Origin of the sequence: Pseudoalteromonas sp. SMS1 (assembly GCF_021530565.1) — a bacterium.
Taxonomy (GTDB): domain Bacteria; phylum Pseudomonadota; class Gammaproteobacteria; order Enterobacterales; family Alteromonadaceae; genus Pseudoalteromonas.
Genome location: NZ_JAKGBI010000028.1, coordinates 25,674 through 46,543 on the forward strand (window position 1 = coordinate 25,674; position 20,870 = coordinate 46,543).

At 42.7% G+C, this 20,870-nt stretch carries 19 protein-coding genes; 12 read left to right on the top strand and 7 right to left on the bottom strand.

All coding sequences use genetic code 11. From position 1 onward, the window contains the following. Positions 1 to 14: 14 nt before the first annotated feature. Positions 15 to 950: a flagellar motor protein MotB gene (locus L1286_RS22070; RefSeq protein ID WP_235409207.1), complete on the bottom strand. Its 936-nt coding sequence runs from the start codon at positions 948 to 950 to the stop codon at positions 15 to 17. 3 nt (positions 951 to 953) lie between these two features. Continuing rightward, complete coding sequence (gene pomA / locus L1286_RS22075; RefSeq protein ID WP_063373007.1) at positions 954 to 1,721, bottom strand: flagellar motor protein PomA; 768 nt, start codon at positions 1,719 to 1,721, stop codon at positions 954 to 956. Positions 1,722 to 1,969: 248 nt separating this feature from the next. On the opposite strand from pomA, the gene L1286_RS22080 reads away from it, so the two are divergent. From L1286_RS22080 to L1286_RS22110, 7 genes are all read left to right on the top strand, one after another. Continuing rightward, positions 1,970 to 2,212 carry an exodeoxyribonuclease VII small subunit gene (locus tag L1286_RS22080; protein ID WP_235409208.1) on the top strand — a complete coding sequence of 81 codons (243 nt, stop codon included), beginning with the start codon at positions 1,970 to 1,972 and terminating at the stop codon, positions 2,210 to 2,212. Positions 2,213 to 2,216: 4 nt separating this feature from the next. Beyond that, the gene (ispA, locus tag L1286_RS22085; protein WP_235409209.1) at positions 2,217 to 3,104 is read left to right on the top strand and encodes a (2E,6E)-farnesyl diphosphate synthase; all 888 of its coding nucleotides are present in this window, start codon (positions 2,217 to 2,219) and stop codon (positions 3,102 to 3,104) included. A gap of 113 nt (positions 3,105 to 3,217) precedes the next feature. Continuing rightward, positions 3,218 to 5,083, top strand: coding sequence for a 1-deoxy-D-xylulose-5-phosphate synthase (gene dxs, locus L1286_RS22090; protein ID WP_235409210.1), 1,866 nt, complete (start codon positions 3,218 to 3,220; stop codon positions 5,081 to 5,083). Positions 5,084 to 5,793: 710 nt separating this feature from the next. Continuing rightward, entirely contained in the window at positions 5,794 to 6,027 is a 234-nt protein-coding gene (locus L1286_RS22095; RefSeq protein WP_063357530.1) for a helix-turn-helix transcriptional regulator, read from the top strand. A gap of 198 nt (positions 6,028 to 6,225) precedes the next feature. After that, positions 6,226 to 6,882 carry a hypothetical protein gene (locus tag L1286_RS22100; protein ID WP_235409211.1) on the top strand — a complete coding sequence of 219 codons (657 nt, stop codon included), beginning with the start codon at positions 6,226 to 6,228 and terminating at the stop codon, positions 6,880 to 6,882. 219 nt (positions 6,883 to 7,101) lie between these two features. Further along, positions 7,102 to 8,379 carry an alpha/beta hydrolase family protein gene (locus L1286_RS22105; RefSeq protein ID WP_235409212.1) on the top strand — a complete coding sequence of 426 codons (1,278 nt, stop codon included), beginning with the start codon at positions 7,102 to 7,104 and terminating at the stop codon, positions 8,377 to 8,379. 264 nt (positions 8,380 to 8,643) lie between these two features. After that, complete coding sequence (locus L1286_RS22110; protein WP_235409213.1) at positions 8,644 to 9,717, top strand: PAS domain-containing protein; 1,074 nt, start codon at positions 8,644 to 8,646, stop codon at positions 9,715 to 9,717. Between the two features lie 65 nt (positions 9,718 to 9,782). Here the strand turns inward: L1286_RS22110 and L1286_RS22115 are convergent, their stop codons facing one another. Continuing rightward, positions 9,783 to 10,268 (bottom strand): Spy/CpxP family protein refolding chaperone, encoded by a 486-nt coding sequence (locus L1286_RS22115; protein ID WP_235409214.1) that lies wholly within the window; start codon positions 10,266 to 10,268, stop codon positions 9,783 to 9,785. 334 nt (positions 10,269 to 10,602) lie between these two features. On the opposite strand from L1286_RS22115, the gene L1286_RS22120 reads away from it, so the two are divergent. Genes L1286_RS22120 through L1286_RS22130 form a run of 3 tightly spaced genes read left to right on the top strand, consistent with a single transcriptional unit; the run spans position 10,603 to position 13,616 of the window. Further along, positions 10,603 to 11,289: a response regulator gene (locus tag L1286_RS22120; protein WP_235409215.1), complete on the top strand. Its 687-nt coding sequence runs from the start codon at positions 10,603 to 10,605 to the stop codon at positions 11,287 to 11,289. Position 11,290: 1 nt separating this feature from the next. After that, positions 11,291 to 12,676: an ATP-binding protein gene (locus L1286_RS22125; RefSeq protein ID WP_235409216.1), complete on the top strand. Its 1,386-nt coding sequence runs from the start codon at positions 11,291 to 11,293 to the stop codon at positions 12,674 to 12,676. After that, the gene (locus tag L1286_RS22130; protein ID WP_235409217.1) at positions 12,660 to 13,616 is read left to right on the top strand and encodes an alpha/beta fold hydrolase; all 957 of its coding nucleotides are present in this window, start codon (positions 12,660 to 12,662) and stop codon (positions 13,614 to 13,616) included. The genes L1286_RS22125 and L1286_RS22130 overlap by 17 nt, the downstream gene beginning before the upstream one ends. Here L1286_RS22130 and L1286_RS22135 read toward each other — a convergent pair. Beyond that, positions 13,571 to 14,413, bottom strand: a complete 843-nt coding sequence (locus L1286_RS22135) for a cation diffusion facilitator family transporter (RefSeq protein ID WP_268832734.1) — start codon at positions 14,411 to 14,413, stop codon at positions 13,571 to 13,573. The genes L1286_RS22130 and L1286_RS22135 overlap by 46 nt on opposite strands. A 263-nt stretch (positions 14,414 to 14,676) precedes the next feature. On the opposite strand from L1286_RS22135, the gene trmL reads away from it, so the two are divergent. Beyond that, the gene (gene trmL, locus L1286_RS22140) at positions 14,677 to 15,141 is read left to right on the top strand and encodes a tRNA (uridine(34)/cytosine(34)/5-carboxymethylaminomethyluridine(34)-2'-O)-methyltransferase TrmL (RefSeq protein ID WP_235409218.1); all 465 of its coding nucleotides are present in this window, start codon (positions 14,677 to 14,679) and stop codon (positions 15,139 to 15,141) included. A 119-nt stretch (positions 15,142 to 15,260) separates the two neighbouring features. Here trmL and recA read toward each other — a convergent pair whose 3' ends face one another. Further along, complete coding sequence (recA, locus tag L1286_RS22145; protein ID WP_065793011.1) at positions 15,261 to 16,310, bottom strand: recombinase RecA; 1,050 nt, start codon at positions 16,308 to 16,310, stop codon at positions 15,261 to 15,263. A gap of 65 nt (positions 16,311 to 16,375) precedes the next feature. Next, a complete protein-coding gene (locus tag L1286_RS22150; RefSeq protein WP_235409219.1) occupies positions 16,376 to 16,867 on the bottom strand; it encodes a CinA family protein in 492 nt (163 codons plus the stop codon). Between the two features lie 22 nt (positions 16,868 to 16,889). On the opposite strand from L1286_RS22150, the gene mutS reads away from it, so the two are divergent. Beyond that, positions 16,890 to 19,469 carry a DNA mismatch repair protein MutS gene (gene mutS, locus L1286_RS22155; protein ID WP_235409220.1) on the top strand — a complete coding sequence of 860 codons (2,580 nt, stop codon included), beginning with the start codon at positions 16,890 to 16,892 and terminating at the stop codon, positions 19,467 to 19,469. 62 nt (positions 19,470 to 19,531) lie between these two features. On the opposite strand, the gene L1286_RS22160 is transcribed toward mutS, so the two are convergent. Then, positions 19,532 to 20,797, bottom strand: a complete 1,266-nt coding sequence (locus tag L1286_RS22160) for an outer membrane protein transport protein (RefSeq protein WP_235409221.1) — start codon at positions 20,795 to 20,797, stop codon at positions 19,532 to 19,534. Positions 20,798 to 20,870: the final 73 nt, after the last annotated feature.

The window sequence follows — 20,870 nt, forward strand, 5'->3', positions numbered from 1 at the left end:
TCACGCAATGTTTTCTAGTTATTTTCCCTTCTAACTTCAATGGGATCGGATTCTTTTGCTTTACCTTGTAGAATTGAGATTTCAACGCGTCGATTGCGTTTTCGGTCCGTATCGTTAGCATTTGGTACTAAAGGACGAGTACCTGCATGACCTACTACTACCATCCGAGTTTTGTCAAAACCACTGACCGTTTCCATTTCACTCGCCACAGCGACAGCACGAGTTGCTGACAAGTCCCAATTATTGTAATAAAGCTCATTAGACACCTGAAAATCATCCGTGTGTCCAGAGACAGTGATTTCACCTGGCACATCTTTGAGCAAATCAGCTATATCACGAATGATCGGTTTAAACTTCGGCTGTAAAAATGCACTGCCCGACGGAAACGAGCCATTCTCTTGGATTCGAATAATAATTTGCTGTCCAAGTGACTCTAACTCAATTGCCCCGTCCATGATTTGCTTTTCAAGTTGCTGAGATATCTTTTTCACAAGCTCATTCACTTGCTCTTGATCTGCAGCAGCAACAGCTTGGGTCATGGATTGCTCTTGCGCGGTACTGGCAGATTCCCCGCCGCGTTTGTTGCCTCGCTGCTCTTGCCTGCCCCCCGCGGAACTCTCTTCACCGGCTTGAAACTCAAGCATTTGTTGCGTCATCTCAACGGTTTGCTGTTGAATTGTTTCTATTGGTGTCGGTTCTGGTTTACCCGGCGTAAACTCCATCGCAATAACACTGGTACCTTTGGGAATATCTTTGACTTCTATTTTATTTTGTACACCAAAGGCAAACTTCATCGAGCCCGCAATTTGCTTGAACTTAAGCACGTCCATTTCTGAAAACGCCAAAAGTAACACGAAAAAGCACATCAAAAGTGACATCAGGTCCGCAAAAGTCCCCATCCATGCAGGTAAACCTGGGGGGGGACATTTACATTCATTTTCGTCAGCCATAATCTACTCCTCTGCGCCGTCACCACGTTTTGACTCAGGTAAGTAGTTTTTCAAAATACCTTCAATGACTTTTGGATTTTGACCATCTTGAATACCCAGAATTGCATCGAGAATTAAGCGCTGATTACGTTCTTCTTCATCCTTTCTCAGTTCTAATTTAACTTGGATAGGGATAGCCACTACGTTTGCCAAAAACGCACCATATAAGGTTGTTAACAGCGCAACCGCCATCGCAGGACCAATCGCTTTGGGGTCATCCATGTTTGATAGCATCGCAACCAAGCCAATCAAAGTACCAATCATCCCCATTGCAGGGGCAATGTCAGCCAGCGACTTAAACAGTCCAGCACCCAGTTCATGTCGATTCGCAGTCAACGCAATGTCTTTTTGCAAAGTCGCACGCACCACATCAGCATCATGACCATCGACTAACATATCAACCCCTTTTCTCATAAATGGGTTTGGTATTTCAGCCTCTTCCAAAGCAAGAAATCCACCTTTACGCGCTGAGTCTGCTAGTTCTACAGCCTTTTCGATAAGCTCTTCAGGCGTTTCAATTTTAAACATGAACGCCTTTCCAGCGACTTTACCAATGCCTAAAAATTGCGCCATTGTAAAGTTCGACAGCACGATAAATATTGAGCCACCAAATACAATGACCACAGAAGGGGTATTGTAAAACATGGCAAGTTGACCATCACTACTTAGAACCATTGACATGACGATCAAACCAATGGCACCAAGGATACCTATAACGGTTGCTAAATCCACACACCCTCCAAAGGTATTTATCCGTGAAATATCACGCAGTTATTGTTATACGTTGAGTTATCGGCAGGTTTTGCAATAACTTAATTCAATTATATTAAAAACCCTTTAAATTGCGAGAATATACGTAAAGTTTCAATTCAATTTAAGCTATTAGGTTAATAAAAAAGTCTATCAGATACTTTGACCTCTATCTTTAATAACCATAAAATTGGGACCTTAAAAGTTTTGCGTGAAAGTGAAGAGAAGATATGGCAGTCAAAAAACCTGAAAATATGAGCTTTGAAGAAGCTGTCACTGAGCTAGAAACCATCGTACAAGAGATGGAGCGCGGTGAATTGACTTTAGACCAATCCCTAAAGCAATTTGAACGAGGAGTGAAACTGGCCCAGGCATCTAATCACAAACTTCAACAAGCAGAACAAAAAGTGTCAATACTGCTCGCCAATGACGATACAACCACGCCAAGCGAGTTTGCGGATCAAGTGGAATAATTGCGTGGACTTACAACAAAGACTTAGTATCGCAAGACAAGATGTCGAGCAAACAATTAGAAATTACTTTGAGCAAGATTTAAACACAGATCCAACTGCGAAAGCCGCGGCACTTTATTCTGTCAGCAATGGTGGTAAACGACTAAGGCCATTTTTAGTTTACATCACTGGTGAAATGCTAGGCGCATCTAAACAAGATTTGGATGTGGCAGCCGCTGCTGTTGAGTGTATTCATAGTTACTCTTTAGTACACGATGATTTACCCGCCATGGACGACGATGATCTTCGACGTGGAAAACCGACTTGTCATATTGCATTTGATGAAGCACAAGCAATTCTGGCCGGCGACTCGTTACAGACTTTGGCATTTGAATTATTATCATCTCATCAATTCGTTGTTTCTGCTTCCCAACAAGTTTTGATGATTAAGGCATTAGCGCAAGCCTCTGGCTTGCAAGGAATGGTCGGCGGTCAAGCGCTCGATATTGCAGCGACAGATAAGTTGATCGACATCGACCAGTTAGCGCGTATTCATAGGCTTAAAACTGGTGCATTACTCAATTGTGCGATTGAATTGGGGGCATTGTGTGCACCCAATGTTTCAGAATTAACGCGAAGTCAATTGCAAGAGTTCGGTTTAGCTATTGGACTGGCTTTTCAGGTGCAGGATGACATTCTCGATATTGAGGGTGATACAAGTACTTTGGGTAAACCACAAGGCTCAGACTTACAGCATAATAAATCTACCTACCCAGCTTTACTTGGCATGGAAGGGGCGAAAAACAAAGCTCAAATGCTGATAAAACAGGCTTTGCAAGCTTTAGAAAAAATAGACGCTGACACACAGTTACTGGCAGAACTTGCAAAGTACATCATCGCCAGAGACCATTGATTTTGGTCCTGTTCAAAATGACTAGGTAATGACAAGTTCCCTTTAAATTTATAAAACTATTGGCAAGCTTTGTATATAATTCAGCAAGGTTTGCTAAGGATATTACAAATAATATGACTCTTGATAGTAGCAAGTACCCTTTACTGGCATTAGTTGACCAGCCTCAACAATTACGCCAATTGCCGCAGCAAAAGTTAAATGACTTTAGCGCGGAGCTGAGAGGTTATTTATTAGACTCAGTTTCCCAAAGCAGTGGCCATTTTGCCTCAGGGCTAGGCACCGTTGAATTAACTGTCGCACTTCATTATGTATACAACACGCCGATCGACAGATTAGTGTGGGACGTGGGCCACCAAGCTTACCCGCACAAAATTCTGACTGGTAGAAAGAGTCAAATGCACACAATCCGTCAAAAAGACGGACTTCACCCATTTCCTTACCGTGAAGAAAGCGAGTTTGACACCTTTAGTGTTGGGCATTCCAGTACCTCTATTTCTGCCGCATTAGCGATGTCAATTGCCGCAGAGAAAGAAGGCAAAAATCGTAAAACCGTTGCAGTGATTGGTGACGGAGCAATGACTGCGGGTATGGCTTTTGAAGCCATGAACCATGCGGGAGATGTCAAATCTGATATGCTCGTTATCCTCAATGACAACGAAATGTCAATTTCTGAAAATGTCGGGGCACTCAATAATCACTTTGCGCGTATTTTATCTGGTAGCTTTTATACCAATATACGTGAAGGTGGTAAAAAACTATTGTCTGGTGTGCCCCCCGTCAAAGAGCTTGCCAGTAAGATGGAAGAGCATTTAAAAGGCATGGTGATACCTGGCACCTTTTTTGAGGAACTCGGTTTTAACTACATTGGCCCAATTGATGGTCATGATGTCAATATGTTAGTGGATACGCTCCGCAATATGCGTAACCTCAAAGGTCCCCAATTGCTTCATGTCAAAACCCAAAAAGGTAAAGGCTATCAACCCGCAGAAGCTGACCCTATCGGCTTTCACGCAGTACCAAAGTTTGACCCAAGTGTACACACCTTGCCAAAGTCTAAACCCAGTGCACCGACGTTCTCAAAAGTATTCGGCGACTGGCTGTGTGATATGGCAGAGCAGGATAAGCATCTGATGGCCATTACACCAGCTATGAGAGAAGGCTCTGGCATGGTGCGGTTTTCTAAGGAATACCCGTCTCAGTATTTTGATGTTGCGATTGCTGAGCAACATGCTGTCACACTCGGCGCGGGCTTCGCATGTGAAGGCCTAAACCCTGTCGTGGCAATCTATTCTAGTTTCTTACAACGCGCTTATGATCAGCTGATTCACGATGTTGCCTTGCAAAACTTACCGGTGCTATTTGCCATCGACCGAGCTGGCATTGTGGGTGCAGATGGAGAAACGCACCAAGGCGCCTATGATCTGAGTTTTATGCGCTGCATTCCAAATTTAGTGATCATGACACCCAGTGATTTAAATGAGTGTCGTCAAATGTTATTCACGGGTCATTTATTAGACAAACCTGCTGCTGTTAGGTATCCGAGAGGCTCAGCTGGCAGCGCTGAAATAGACGCGACGATGACACAGCTTCCTATCGGTAAAGCAAACACCATTCGTGAAGGACAAAAACTCGCCATCCTAAACTTTGGTACATTATTGGAAAATGCACAGCATGTCGCTGAACAATTAGACGCCACGCTAGTTGACATGCGATTTGTAAAACCTTTAGACACAACGCTATTACAAACGCTTGCTAACACTCATAGTCACTTTGTTACATTGGAAGATAATGCGATTGCTGGTGGTGCAGGTAGTGCAGTCAGTGAGTATTTCGCTGCAAATCAGATCCCACACCCAGTGATGCATTTGGGTATACCTGATGAGTTTATCAAACATGGAACACAAGCAGAAATGCACAGTGAAATGGGCTTAGATAGCGATGGTATATTAGCCAGTGCTAAAAAGTGGCTTGATGCCTAATTTAAAATATAAGCGCTGCCTTTATTTGGCAGCGTTTGTTATTTATTGCTTTCATAAAATTAATTACACAGTTTTGAGCATATCCAGTCGATAACTTCTTATTAAACTAAAACAATTGCACAATTCACAACAAAAAACCCAAAGCTTGCTCATTTTATGGAAATACTTATATTCGCTGGTATAACCAGATGATAAGGTATGATTTTACATACCATTTAAGCAAAGACGTAACCGAAGCAATTAAATAAATCATAAAAAACCCAGCACTATCATTAAGATATAGAGAAAAACTGATACTTACGCTTGCGACGCAAGGCTATTTCCCCCTTACCTAACCGATAAAATAATTGCGTAATTTATGACTCACCTTCGTTTATAAATGATATTTTCAGGGAATAACATTAGAGCTATGAAACATTTCATATAGTTGAATGAACAATAGACAGTATTAATTTTATGTGATAAAAATCTGTGAAAATTACAATCTATATACGAATTGATTTTTAATACCGTACGCATTTTAGGTTGTAGTTATTCATCATTGAAGCAAACATTTATTCTAAGCAATGCGAATGTCTTACTTAGCTATTATCTGGAATAGCAAGCAACGACCGATATTGTGACCTTTAATTTATGGCTTCAAAATAAACTTTCGTCTTTAAAATGTTGTAAGTTGGTAACGGATTAGGTATTAAAGTAAGGGGAATATAGTGGATTTTTTTGCAAGATATATCACAGGGGATGACCTTAGAGCGCTGCGTAAAAAGAAAGGTGTTACAACGGCAATCATGGCGAAACATTTAGGCGTATGTCGTAAAACATACGAAAACTGGGAACGCGATGTGGGGCAGCCAAAACTGAATCAATTCTTTGCTATTTGCGCATACTGTTCTATTGATCTAACAGACTTAATTGCAAAAATCCGGGGTCAACAAAGCTCCTAATTTAAAGGACAGCTTGCGGTGAAAGATTTTCATTTTCAGTATTCGATGCAACGCTATGTTTAGCTCGAAAAGACTCTATGAAAAAGGGCGAATAACCCCTTCAAGAAACAGAGTGTCATACTGGCTACACCGCGCTTTTAAAAACTTAAAGGCAAAGCAAGTGATCCTTTTAGGTAGCCTACTTAATAAGTTTTAGCAATGAAAGTTTTCGCAATTCTGCTCTCGGCTACGCTTATCATGTATCTAACTACGAATGTATTGGATGCAGTGAAAGCAGAGATACTCTATGTCAGTGTTATTGCATTTATTGGCGCTTGGTATCGAGAAAATATTAATATCGCTCATATTTGCGCGTTGTTAGCGGCTCAGCACGTTATTTCTATCGTTATTTTTCATTTTAATTTTTTCTCCGTTGCACCTGATGCTCCCGCGGTTTGGCACAACGCGCGTGCATTTGCTATCCACTTTTTTCTCGACCTTACCTTATTTTTCGCGATTGGTCTGCGGCCCGCGATCTCTAGATGGATTACGAGACGCCAAAATAATGTGAAGCAGACTATCTGTATGACTAATGCTGATATCACATTACTCAGTATCTTTGGCTTATTTATACTTGCAGATAGCCTTGCACTCATTGAAAACTTTTTACGAAATTTGAGATTCTTAGGCGTAACAGGCCCACTTTCGACGATGTTCCAAGGCTGGACAGGTATTTATTACAATTACGTATTAATAAAGTCCTTTATTCTTGGCTTAGAAATGATAGCGGTTCTTTCAATAGTGAAACCCTCGGTACGTAAAAAGTCGCATGTCAAACTTCCCTTTAATGGACCTAGCCCACAACCCCCGTTATAAATACAATGACACTATGCGCATTGGCTCATTAGCAATGCGCGACAGTATGAATACTCAATGCATTGCTACCGACCTCAAATTGATAAACTTTCATGTTAGTAAAAAACAATAAAAACATGAACTTATCAGCCTGCCTTAGTTAAAACACACACACCCTATTGCATTTAATTTTCAAATTTAACAAATATAAAAATGGATACAACAACAAAGGAAATTGACATGACACGCTATTCTCTGGTGTGCTGCGTCGTTGCGCTTTTATGTTTTGCGCACAGCAGCTCAGTCCTATCACAAGATTACCCCGTAGGGGTTACCTATATCGCTGCAACAGATTACAGCCGAATCGAAAAACTCACATCACAACACAATGACTACCGCGATATATTGATAAAAATTTGGTACCCAGCTTCACCGCGCGATGAACAACATGCCAGCTATCTGCATTTCCATACTGAAGAGTTCCCTTACTCAAGCGCAACACCCAGTCCCGACGATTTACAGTTTCATGCTTACTTGAAAACTCTGCCATTTAAAACCTTTAAAAATGCGCCAATGGCTCAATCTGCGGAGTCATTTCCAGTGGTGCTATATTCTCATGGTTACCAATCTACGCTGGAAGACAAAGAAATTCTTATGATTGAACTAGCTAAAAGAGGCTATATTGTCGCAAGCGTTGGCCACCCTCATCACGCGGGGTTTGTCACTCAAAGTTTTGGCCGCAGTGCAACGTATGATAGTGAAGCACGTGCGAACGACTTCTATATCAGCGATCAGGCAGATGTTAGCTTTGACGAACTAGTCGCAGAGTTACTTCAACTTGCAGGTCGCCCTCTAAATGACACAGAAACAGCCCGAGTTTATCAACTAATGAAATGGACAGAAGGTGACCGCGTCGCTTTGGATACTTGGGTACAAGACATGCACTTTGCTCTGGACCAATTAACCCGTCTTCAATATGGTCAATACTGGGGGATCAACTACCTTAAACCACACCTTAGTACCTTTAAGGGTCGCCTTGATTTAACTCACCTTGCCGCTGTGGGGCTGTCGTTTGGTGGGCCGACGGTTGCTGCATTTTGCCAGCAAGTCTACCAGTGTAAGGCGGCTGTCAATCTGGATGGTATACACTACAATTTGTCACCGACAATGCCACACTCAAAGCCTTATCTCATGATGCACTCTGATACTCCGCTCAGTGCTGACTTTCCCATTGTCTTTAAACAGCAACAGGCAGATACATACATGATGACCATTGAAGGCGCTTTGCACTGGGACTTTTCAGACACACCTTACATACTGCCTAACGATAGAAATCAGGATTATCTTGGTACCATTGACCCCTATTTAGTCACTGAACTGGTGAATACTGCAAGCCTAGCATTCATTGATTTATATGTTAAAGGTCTCGGCACACGCGCAGAGTATCTCACTACTTTAAGGCGCTTTACACAAATACGATTACAAACAAAAACCAGGGAGCGCGATGATACCCAATAAAGTGAACACAAAAGCTGAGCGAATAAAAAGCACCTCAATACGCTGGATGCATCATAAAGTATGACCAAAGACATACCTAAACCAGCGTTTAGGGAGAGAGCTTTTCGCGCCTGTCATAACTTACTTGCCGGCATTCTGAGATTGCCCTTCATCAATCTTGAGGGGCATGTTTAGCGTATTAAAACTAAATAGCTTTTCTGGCAATTTATATAAATCGAACGATACTTAAGACTCCACCGCCTATAGACAACTAGGGTTCTGTTTATGCCAAACCAAACAAAAGACATGGAAGAAATGCTGTTCTTTAGCCAAATGCTCAATGAATGCTCGCCACTAACGTTATTACAGCAGATATTAATGCATTCCCACCATGCCATTGTAATTACTGACGCTGATGACAAGGCGGGTTACCGTATCGTGTATGCTAATCCCGTATTTTGTCGCCACACAGGGTATGAACTGGCTGAGTTAGTGGGTATATCACCTAAAATCTTACAGGGGCCAAAAAGTAACAAACGCATAATTGAAAAGCTCACCCCAGCACTGAAAGAAAGAGGGTTTTTCTATGGCGCATCCATCAATTATAGAAAAGACGGCAGTATGTACCCCGTTGAGTGGAATATCTCTGAGATTAAAAATGAACAGGGCCAAGTTACTCATTATATTTCAATGCAAAAAGACCTCAGTAACTTCAAACGTTTGGCTGAAAAAGTTAAAAAGTCCAATGAGAATTTCAAAAGCTTTTACCTCTCAACCACTAAAAAAGATAAAAGTGCTGCGAACAATGAGGTCGTAGAGTCTTTAAAAAGTAACGAAAAAATCTACGCTGGTGGACTCAGAAATGATGAAAAAGCGGATTTGTTTGAAGATGCGTTTTTTGATTTTTCGCCTGATGAACTCGGCGCCCTTGGCAATAAAGTTGATAAAGGAGCACTGAGCGCCACAGACTTTTGGGTAGAGAATCCAATCGACGAAGAAGATATTTCGGGCCTCGTCGAGTCTATTCAAGAAGTCGATGTTGAGCTTGGATTACTGCAATCACAAGGGCAAAGCAAAGAGCGCTTAGAGAACATCGCCAATGGCTTTAAAGAAGTGGCCAATAACCTGTACTTTTGTGTTGAGTTTAATGATGGTGCTCTGATTATCGATGAAGTTGCTAATACTTTAATGACGTTAGAGGAAGAACATGAGTTTCCTGTTGAAACACTACTCACATTCAATAAAGAGGTTTACGAGTGGCTTGACGGGGCAGTGATAAGCAAAACGACGGACAACATTTTTGAGGGAGAAAATAATGCCATTGCAGCGGGAAATCAGTTGCTACTCTTTCTCAAATAAAATGCTTTTGTCGCTCAGCACAGTCTCGAGACTGTTTACTGAGCGACCATCACTTCACTCATTGATCAGTGTTTATGACGTAACTTAGCCAAAAACTTGCCTTTTCTTTGCGCTATTTTCTCGCGCTGCTCTTCGGTCAAAATGTGGTGAATCGCATGCCTCGCTTCTAGCATGGTAAGCATAAACGCTTGTTTTTTAGGCGCATGCTCTTCTAGCAAAATTTGCGCTTGCGCTTTATCAAAAGTTTCTGCCTCAATAATTTCCTTAAATGCCTTGTGAGGCTTTGCCTGTGGCTGCGTCTCTTTTAGTGCCGCTAAACGGGATTTATATGTTTCAAAAACAGCCTTTAATTCTGTTTGCTGACTGTCACTCAAATCAAGATGTTTGATTGCTTTATCAGACAATAAACGTTTTTCAATATGCGCCAATGGCTTCATATGGTGACGCTTAATTTTATGTACTTTATGCGCGCCTTCATCAGCGAACGCAGTTGCAGGCACTAGTCCCACGCTAATACAACTTGCTAGTAATAAGCTGGCGAATTTTTTCATCGTAATATCTCCGGTTGATTTTATTTACGTTCAACAGTCGTGCTTAGGACTGTATGCTCCTTAACACCTGAACTCATGACATGATTTAATTTAGCAAGCTCAAAGCAAAGCAACGTCAAGTCAGAGTAAAGTTTTGTCAACAGTGATTACAAAACATCTTGGTACATAGTGTTCATCAGAAATGTGCAAAAAGAATTGAAGCTCAATAAACCATTGGATAGTTTTTCGAGTCGATGTTCTAATCGCTTAAAACACGTAAAGAAGTGTAAATTCCATCCCGTGCACCTTATAGTTAAGTACAATAGAAATTATCTACCTCCAAGTACGCTGCCCTATGAGTAATTCAGTATTAATCATTGACGATGACCAATCTTTATGTGAGCTATTAAGTGAGTATTTAGAGAGCGAGCAACTTTCTGTTATAGCCAAACATGATGGTGAGGCCGGATTAGACGCCGCTTTAAACGAAGACTTTGCGGTTATCTTATTGGATGTAATGCTGCCAAAGAAAGATGGATTTGAAGTCTTAAAAGCGCTAAGAATAGAAAAAATGACCCCAGTAATCATGCTCACAGCCAAAGGGGACGATTTTGACCGAATCTTTGGGTTAGAGCTTGGTGCGGATGACTATATTCCTAAGCCTTTTAATCACAGAGAATTATTAGCCCGAATAAAAGCGATTACACGTCGAGTGGCTCACCTTACGCAGACCGTAAAAGATCAAAAAATGGTCTTCCATGGCCTTTCCTTGGATATCGCAGCACGGAGTGTGTCGCTAAATAGAACTCCGATTGTACTTACAGGGACAGAGTACGAAGTACTTTATCAGCTGATGAAATCTGCCGGTGAGGTCGTGAGCAAACAAGCTTTGTGTCAAAGTGTCTTAGGTCGACCTTTGGTGCCTTATGATCGCTCAGTAGATATGCACGTCAGCAATGTCAGGAAAAAGCTTGCACAATATAGTGACCATACCTTTATTAAAACCCTGCGTGGATCTGGATACGTATTTTTAGCAGCATAATATGAAAAGATTTTTAGCAATAAAAGTATTTATTTGGTTTTGGTTAACCGTGATCAGTACGCTTGCTATTTTGGTCAGCGTGAGCTTTCTACAGCCTGATGTGCTTGCATCCAAAGACATTTCTCCGCCGATGCTGAAGAACTTATTCCATGTAAAAAAGTCTTTAGATAAACATATTGAGCGTATGCCCGATAAAACTTTAGAAGAAATTTTAAGACATCGAAGACATGGAAAGCGCTCAAAGATTTACCTAAAACATCCTGATCCTGAAAAAAGTCTGATCAGCAACCCCGACCTCAACCAATTCGACCTCGCGCTATTAAACTTTGCTGTCGGCGGTGAACCAAAAGTCATCAATACAGAAAAATACAGAGCCTATGGCCCTGTCAGTATTCAAATACACAATGATGATTATCAATTGTTTATGATCTTGGACAATCGTGAAGGCGACTTATTTCTTAAAGTCAGGCTCATGCCCAGATGGATGAAGCTCGCCATTTTGTTAGTCGCGAGCCTAGTCTTAAGTTACTGGTTTGCAATGGGCTTATTAAAACCAATTAAGCAGTTGCAACGCGCCGCGTCTCAGCTGGCACAAGGCAAACTAAACACACGTGCAAACGTGGACAAAACAAGACAAGACGAACTCGGCCAACTTGGAAAAGACTTTGATATTATGGCTTCTCAACTAGAAGCGCAGGTTTTAAGTCAAAAACGTCTACTCGCCGATATTTCCCATGAATTACGCTCTCCACTTACGCGCCTGCAAATGGCCACAGGGATTGCCTCAAGTAAAGCGACGGGAGAATTGGATAGTTATTTGCTAAGAATTGAGAAAGAATCTTACATGCTAGAGCATATGTTGAGCGATATTTTGCAGCTGTCTCGGTTAGAGTCAGGCACCAGTTGCGTAGAAATGCACCGAATATGTATCGCAGAATTGCTAGAACCGATTATCAGTGATGCACACTTTGAGAGCCAACAACTAAGTAAAACACTCATTGCTGGTGAACTACCTGAACAACACCTGCTAGGCGATACCGTTTTACTGAATAGAGCTATTGAAAATATCATTCGCAATGCACTTAAATACGCTAAAAAAACAGTCAGAATACAGTGCAAGATCGACAATGCGCAGTTCGTATTAAAGGTGTCTGATGATGGTCCCGGTGTAAGTGAAGAGATGCTCAATAAACTCTGTATTCCTTTTTATCGCGCTTCACAGTCCAGAACACCAGACAACACTCAAAAAGGTGGTTTTGGCCTTGGATTGGCAATTGCACAGCATGCGATAAAAGTGCATCATGGCCACATTCTTTTCCAGAATAACCAAGGACTGGATGTCACCGTGCGCATCCCTTTACAACAGCCACATGTTTTACAGCAATAGTAACAAACTTTCACAGAATTGGACGGCCATAGCGCGCCATTGGCAGTGCTGTAAACAAGGTAAGCTCAGCTCGGTTCATGGCGACATTTTTTACGCACACTATACACCTCGAAACCCTAGGTTTACGGTAGTGCTCGTAAATGGCCGCATAGAATCCGCGATTAAATATCAAGAGCTGCTGTGGGAGTTGATACAAAATGACATCGAAGTGATTACTTATGATCACCCTGGACAAGGGCTATCTTCGCGGTTGCTGAACAACCCACAAATAGGACACATTGACGATTTCGTTCAGTTTAGCGAAGTATTACACCTAGTTATTCAAACGTTGGTCCTTCCAAATACGGACAAGTGGCTGTTTATGGCGCACTCCATGGGCGGTGCGATTGTTTGTGATTATCTTATAAAACATCCTGAATCCCCTGCTAAAGGGGCGTTTTTGTGCGCACCAATGTTACAAATAGAGACTGCCCCCTACCCGTTTTGGATTGCCAGTGGTATTGCCAAATTCGCCTGCTACTTAGGTTTTGACAAACACTATGCGATTGGACAAAACGACTATCAGGCTAAACCTTTTGCAGACAATGAACTCACCCAATGTGAACAACGCTATCAACGATTTCGAACACTGTACCAACAGCAACCCGAATTACAACTTGGCGGTGTCAGCTTTGGCTGGCTAAATGCGGCATTTCCAGTGACTCAAAAATTGAGTAAGGCAATTATCTCTAAACCACTGAGTATTGCCAGCGCCAAGTACGATACGATTGTAAAATCAGAGGCACATACCAAATTCGCCAATAAACACGAACAATGTACTATACAGACATATGCGGGAAAGCATGAACTATTGTGTGAAGTAGACCCAATACGCCGCGCAGTTTTGATGCAGTTCTATGAATTTGCCGACTCTGTCACACTCAATGAAACCGGATCTTGATGCACTAGCACATCAATTTCCCCCTCGCTTTGAGCCTGGATCTGCGCAACCACTTCATCAGCAACTTGGTGCGCACGCATCAGAGGCATATCGTCATCCAGCTCTAAGTGCAATTGAACAAATTTTACCTTGCCACTTTGGCGCGTCCTTAGGTTATGGACACCATAAACGGCCTCATGTGACGTTGCAATGCCAACTATCTGTTCTTTCTCTGCTTCAGGCAACTCTTTATCCATTAAATGATCAGCACTTTCTCGGGCGATATCCCAGCAGTTATAAAGTAAATAACCAGCCACTCCGATCGCAAACACAGAATCAGCCCACATAATGCCGTAATGACTCAGCAACAATGCAACCAATACCGCAATATTGAGCAATATGTCGCCTTTGTAATGCATCGAATCCGCTTTGATGGCGATAGAGTGTGTTCGCTTTACCACTTGATGCTGCACCAACACCACGAGCAATGTACAAAATATAGCGAAAATACTGACCCATACTCCCATCATACTATGGTTTATGACGACAGGGTTAAACAAGCGTTCCACGCCATGAAAGGCTAAAAAGCATGCAGAGCCTGAAATAAAAGCCGCTTGTCCAAGGCCAGCCAACGCTTCTGCTTTGCCATGACCAAAGCGATGATCATCATCAGCAGGACGTAGTGCGTAACTTAGGACAAAAAAGCTCATTAGTGATGCTGTTACGTCCAACATGGAATCCGTGAGAGATCCCAGCATCGCGGCACTCCCAGACGACAGCCATGCCGACGCTTTCGCGACAATCATGAGTCCCGCCATTGCGATGGTAAAGACACTTGAAAAACGAACCAAAGAATCATAACTACGCGTCACAGATACTCCCCCTTATGTTACGCGCCAACCTACTCATCATACGCTAGAACCATAATAAAATAGAAATATTAGATTGTATAAACTTGATTTTAGTAACTTTGATTTGAGATAAATTATCAAAGCGGTCGTCATTGAACACCTTCCTCACTACGCTAGTTGTTAAACTTTGGATGAGCTATACTGCGCTCAAATTGACTTAGAGGTTAACCATGTTAGACATCGTTTTATATCAACCTGAGATCCCACCTAATACGGGGAATATCATTCGCCTATGTGCAAACACTGGCTATTCTTTGCATTTAATTGAACCGCTTGGATTTGATTGGGATGATAAACGCGTCAGGCGCGCGGGACTTGATTATCACGAATTTAGTGAAGTTAAACGCTACCCTTCTTACGAAGCTTATTTGGAACAACGCCAACCAAAACGCGTTTTTGCGTGTACAACAAAGGGCAAGGCATACCACCATGCTCCACAATATCAAGCTGGTGATTGTTTGCTGTTTGGTCCTGAAACGCGCGGCTTGCCAGATGATATTATTTTCTCTTTGCCTGAGGCGCAACGCCTTCGCATTCCAATGAAGCCTGATAGTCGTAGTATGAATTTATCTAATGCCGTTTCTGTGTTTGTTTATGAGTCATGGCGTCAATTCGACTTTGATGGTGCTGTTTAAGTCGTAACAAACCAGACAATAACACAAACAAGCTATGGGTTCATCGCATGGTATAAACTAGAAAAGCCACTTATCTAATAAGTGGCTTTTTTCATTGAAGATGCGCTAGTGTTGGAGACTTATAGCTGATCTTCTAAGTCTGCAAGACCTTTGTCTTCACCTTCTTCATCTTTGATTGTGGCTTGAAGAAGTAACATTTCACGTAGTTTGCCTTCAATCTCGTCAGCAATTGCCACGTTTTCTTTTAAGAACTTAATTGAGTTAGCTTTACCCTGGCCAATCTTATTGCCATTGTAGCTAAACCAAGCACCCGCTTTATCCACTAATTTGTGCTTCACACCTAGGTCGATTAGTTCGCCCTGCTTAGAAGAGCCTTCACCATACATGATGATAAATTCAGCTTGCTTAAATGGCGGTGCAACTTTATTTTTCACAACTTTAACACGAGTTTCGTTACCAACGACCTCATCACCCTCTTTTACAGAGCCAATACGACGAATATCTAACCGAACTGATGCATAGAACTTAAGTGCATTACCACCAGTCGTAGTTTCAGGGTTACCGAACATCACACCAATCTTCATACGGATCTGGTTAATGAAGATACATAATGTGTTTGAACGCTTAATGTTACCTGTCAGTTTACGCAAAGCTTGTGACATTAAACGTGCCTGAAGACCAACATGAGAATCACCCATATCACCTTCAATTTCCGCTTTTGGCGTGAGGGCAGCAACTGAATCAACAACCACAACATCTACCGCACCAGAGCGTACTAGCATGTCACAAATTTCAAGCGCCTGCTCACCTGTATCTGGTTGAGATACCAATAAATCATCGACATTCACACCAAGCTTTTCAGCGTATACTGGGTCTAAGGCATGCTCTGCATCCACGAATGCACAGGTTTTACCCATTTTTTGTGCTTGTGCAATAGTTTGCAGTGTCAGCGTTGTTTTACCTGAAGACTCAGGACCGTAAATTTCTACAATACGACCAGTTGGCAGACCACCGATACCCAAAGCAATATCCAGTCCCAATGAGCCCGTTGACACTGACTCTATGTCCAAAGCTTGGCTATCACCCAGCTTCATGATTGATCCTTTACCAAATTGACGCTCAATTTGCGACAATGCAGCATCTAATGCTTTTTGTTTGTTATCGTTCATCTGTTTCTCCAATCTAGCGTGTTGCGGACAAGTATACTGTATAGAATTACAGTATCAAGAGACTTTTACTGATTTATTAAAGAAATTATTTTTTCCAAAATAAATTCAATAGCTTGCAATCTAACTTCTGCACGTTCCCCTGGAAATATCTGCATAAAAGTGTGGGTCTGCTGCTGTATATCGACGGCAAACCATACAGTACCGACAGGTTTTAACTCACTACCACCAGAGGGCCCAGCAATGCCAGAGACAGATACCGCTACATCCGCCTGAGCTTGTATACTCGCCCCCTTAGCCATTTCAATCACCGTCTGCTCGCTTACGGCACCAAATTCTTTCAGTGTCTGCTCTGCAACATTTAACAATGCTTGCTTGGCCTCATTGCTATAAGTGACGAAACATCGGTCAATATAGGCTGAGCTACCAGGCGTGTCGGTCAGTGCGTAACTAATTCCTCCGCCAGTACACGACTCAGCAGTAGTGATCGAGAAGCTTTTATTCGTTAGAATAGCGCCCAATTGTGCCGCCAATGCGGCGATATTAGTGTGTATTTCCATACAAAAAACCTTAGGTAGAAGCATGTCATTAGATCTTTATTCTGAACATACTATAAAGCAACAAACACCTATGATGCAGCAGTATCTTAGGATCAAAGCCCAACATAAGGAGATTCTGCTATTCTACCGAATGGGTGACTTCTATGAATTATTCTTCGATGATGCCATTCGCGCAGCCCAGCTCCTCGACATCTCACAAACCCATCGCGGTAAAGCAGGTGGCAACCCAATCCCAATGGCGGGTGTACCTTATCACGCAGTAGAAAACTACCTTGCGCGTTTGGTCCAAATGGGCGAGTCGGTAGCCATTTGTGAGCAAGTTGGCGACCCTGCGACCAGTAAAGGCCCAGTTGAACGCAAAGTTGTGCGTATTGTAACGCCAGGCACAGTCACGGATGAAGCCTTACTCCAAGAGCGCCAAGACAACTTACTTGCTGCGGTTTGGCAAGACAAAACTAAGTATGGTGTTGCCTATCTTGATATTAATTCTGGTCGCTTTAACATCGTCGAGCTCGCAACCGATGAAGCGCTCACATCGACACTACAAAGATTGCAACCGGCCGAATTGCTCTACCCTGAATCTTTTCAAAACCTCATCGTGTTGGAGCAAATCAAAGGCAGCCGTAGGCGACCAGATTGGGAGTTTGACTTAGATACAGCTAAACACTTACTCTGCCAACAATTTGAAACAAAAGATCTTATCGGTTTTGGGGTTGATAATGCGAGCGCAGGCTTAATTGCAGCTGGCTGCGTGATGCAATACGTTAAAGACACTCAGCGCACGGCTTTACCACACATAAGAGCGATCACTTTAGAGAAAAATGAACACGCTGTGATCCTTGATGCCGCGACACGTAAAAACCTTGAATTAACCATGAACCTGTCGGGTTCGATTGACAATACCCTTGCTCAAGTGCTGGATAAAACGGCGACTCCAATGGGATCGCGCCTGCTGAAACGCCGTATCCATACTCCGGTCAGAGATAGAGAAGAACTCAATGCCCGCCTCAATGCAATATCGAGCATCCTAGACCTTCAGCTAGGTATGGATGTCTATGATGCCTTGCGTCAAATAGGTGATATCGAACGTGTCGTTGCAAGATTAGCATTGTGTAACGCAAGACCACGTGATCTCACTCGTTTACGCAGTGCATTACAGGCATTACCGCCGCTTCATCATTTAATGAACGAAAGCCAGGATCAGCGTATACAACAAATTAAAGCGCAATCCCCGCAATTGCCCCATCTTCAAGAACTACTGGAACGCGCCATTATTGACAACCCCCCTGTATTGATCAGAGATGGCGGCGTGATTGCGAAAGGGTATTCTAGCGAGCTTGATGAGTGGCGAGCGCTCAGTGAAGGCGCCACAGACGTGCTGGAGCAGTTAGAGGAGCGAGAACGCGAGAGAACCGGGATCAGCACACTAAAAATTGGCTATAACAAGGTACATGGATTTTACATTGAAATTAGTAAGGCCAATTCACACTTAGCACCACCAGAGTATATTCGACGCCAAACATTAAAAAACAATGAGCGTTATATCATTCCGGAGCTTAAAGAGCATGAAGACAAAGTATTAGGCAGTCAATCGAAAGCCTTAGCACTGGAGAAGCAACTTTATGAACAACTGTTTGAGCTGATTGCTCCTTATATTGAGCAACTTCAAGTCATGGCAGCTGCATTAGCAGATTTAGACGTGCTTAATACTTTGGCAGAACGCGCCCAGGCACTTGACTACTGTAAGCCAGAGCTTACCGCGGGAGATGAAATCCATATTGAGGCAGGGCGTCACCCAGTTGTAGAACACGTTAGCAGTGAGCCCTTCATTGCCAATCCAGTTCACCTTAACAGTGGCCGAAAAATGCTCCTGATTACAGGCCCTAATATGGGGGGTAAATCGACCTATATGCGTCAAACGGCCCTTATCGTATTGATGGCGCACATTGGCAGTTTTGTTCCTGCCAGCAGTGCGCAAATTGGTCAGATAGATAGAATTTTTACCCGTATTGGTGCTAGCGATGATTTGGCTTCCGGGCGTTCAACCTTTATGGTAGAAATGACAGAAACTGCAACAATTCTCAATAATGCAACAGACCAGTCTTTGGTCCTTATGGATGAAATAGGACGTGGAACAAGTACCTATGATGGTTTATCACTGGCCTATGCCACAGCAGATTACCTGGCCAACAAAATCTCTGCTAAAACCTTGTTCGCCACGCACTACTTTGAACTAACGGAGCTAGCAGAGCAACAGTCGGGATTGGTCAATGTACACTTAGACGCAGTTGAGCATAACGATACGATTGCATTCAAACACACTGTGCTCGATGGCGCAGCCAGTAAGAGCTTTGGTTTGCAAGTTGCGGGGCTTGCCGGTGTCCCGAAGGCTGTTATTAAACTCGCAAAACAAAAACTGACACTATTAGAGCAGCACCAAAGTGTGGTTGAAAGTACCTCGGGCACAGCACCTCAACAACAAAACTTACTGTTAAATAATACACCGTCAGACGTGGAACTGCTTTTAGAATCGATCGATCCAGATGAGTTAACGCCGAAACAAGCCCATGCGCTACTTTATCAATTGAAAGACAAACTGTAATAAAACAAAAGGCTGCAAATTAGCAGCCTTTTTCACCCTCAATGATGTTTTTTTATGCCTTTTTATAGCGTGCGGTTGTATTGTAAACCGAACACGGAAGCATGCCCTTTTGACTTAAAACCCCACTCACTGCCTGCATTATCTTTTTCAACGAATCGCTGAGTTTTACCACGGATAATACTGACACCAAAATCGATGCTGGACACTTTGCTTAACTGATATTCTGCACCAAAAGCGTACCATACGCGATCCGTATCAGGGATTGAAATGGACATGTGATGCTCATCAGCTGGAGATTCATCATAGGCAAAGCCTGCACGAAGCTTTAATGCTTCATTCCATTGATAATCTGAGCCTATTGAGTAGCGCAATGAATTACTGAAGTTTTCGTCTTTGCTGAACACAGTCCCCACATTCTCTACTTGTGCGGATAAAGTCTGAAAACTATTCCACCCAGTCCATAAAATACTGTAATGGACGCTCGACTGGTCATTCAATTTATGCGAACCGGAAACCTCAGCAATTGCAGGCAGTGTTATTGCAACGCTGCCAGGTAACTTTTTACCAGCAGTTCCGTTGAATGGTGTAACCGCAGGCAGCTGATTGCTAAATGTGCCTTCAAAAGTAATATCTGTTTCACTACGGAAATGGAAGCCGAAACGATTATCAGCGTCAATGTTGTATACAACCCCAATATTCCAACCAAAACCTGAGTCGTCCCCTTCTAAATTCACAACTTCCGTGTCACTGGGTACCCCAAGGTTATTTGCACCCAAGTTGCGGATAATTTTCGCATCTGCATAGACATGGTTTAACCCAAAAGCCAAACTCCACTGTTCATTCACTTGATAAGAAGCCGCTAGACCAGTATTGATGGTTACTATTTCTGTTTCACCAGCAATTTGACCCGCAACATAATCCGCATCAAACTTAGTTGCAAGGCCAAATTGAGAATACACTCCGCCCCCCACTGACCACTGTTCATTTATTGAGGTCGTTATAAAGGCACTAGGGACAACTGCACTCGGCGCAATACTGCTGTTGTTCAATGCTGAAGCAGGAACACCATTATTCGTACTGATACCTTGCAGGCTAACATCTGGCTTGACATACATAGCCGCGACGCTCAATTGCGTACCTTCAAGCTTATTCATTAATGCTGGGTTTCTAGACACCACTGAGGCATCATCCGCAACACTGGCTTCTCCAGCATAAGCACGACCTAATCCAGAGACGTTTTGCTCCGCTAATTGGAACGCAGCTGCGAAGCTTTGTGATGATGTCATCAACACCCCTGCGCCACATAACGCGACCATGATTTTGTTCATTCATAACCCTTAAATCAAATATACGATTAATATGTTGCGCGACACAGTACAGAATTAAGCGTTAAAAATCTTC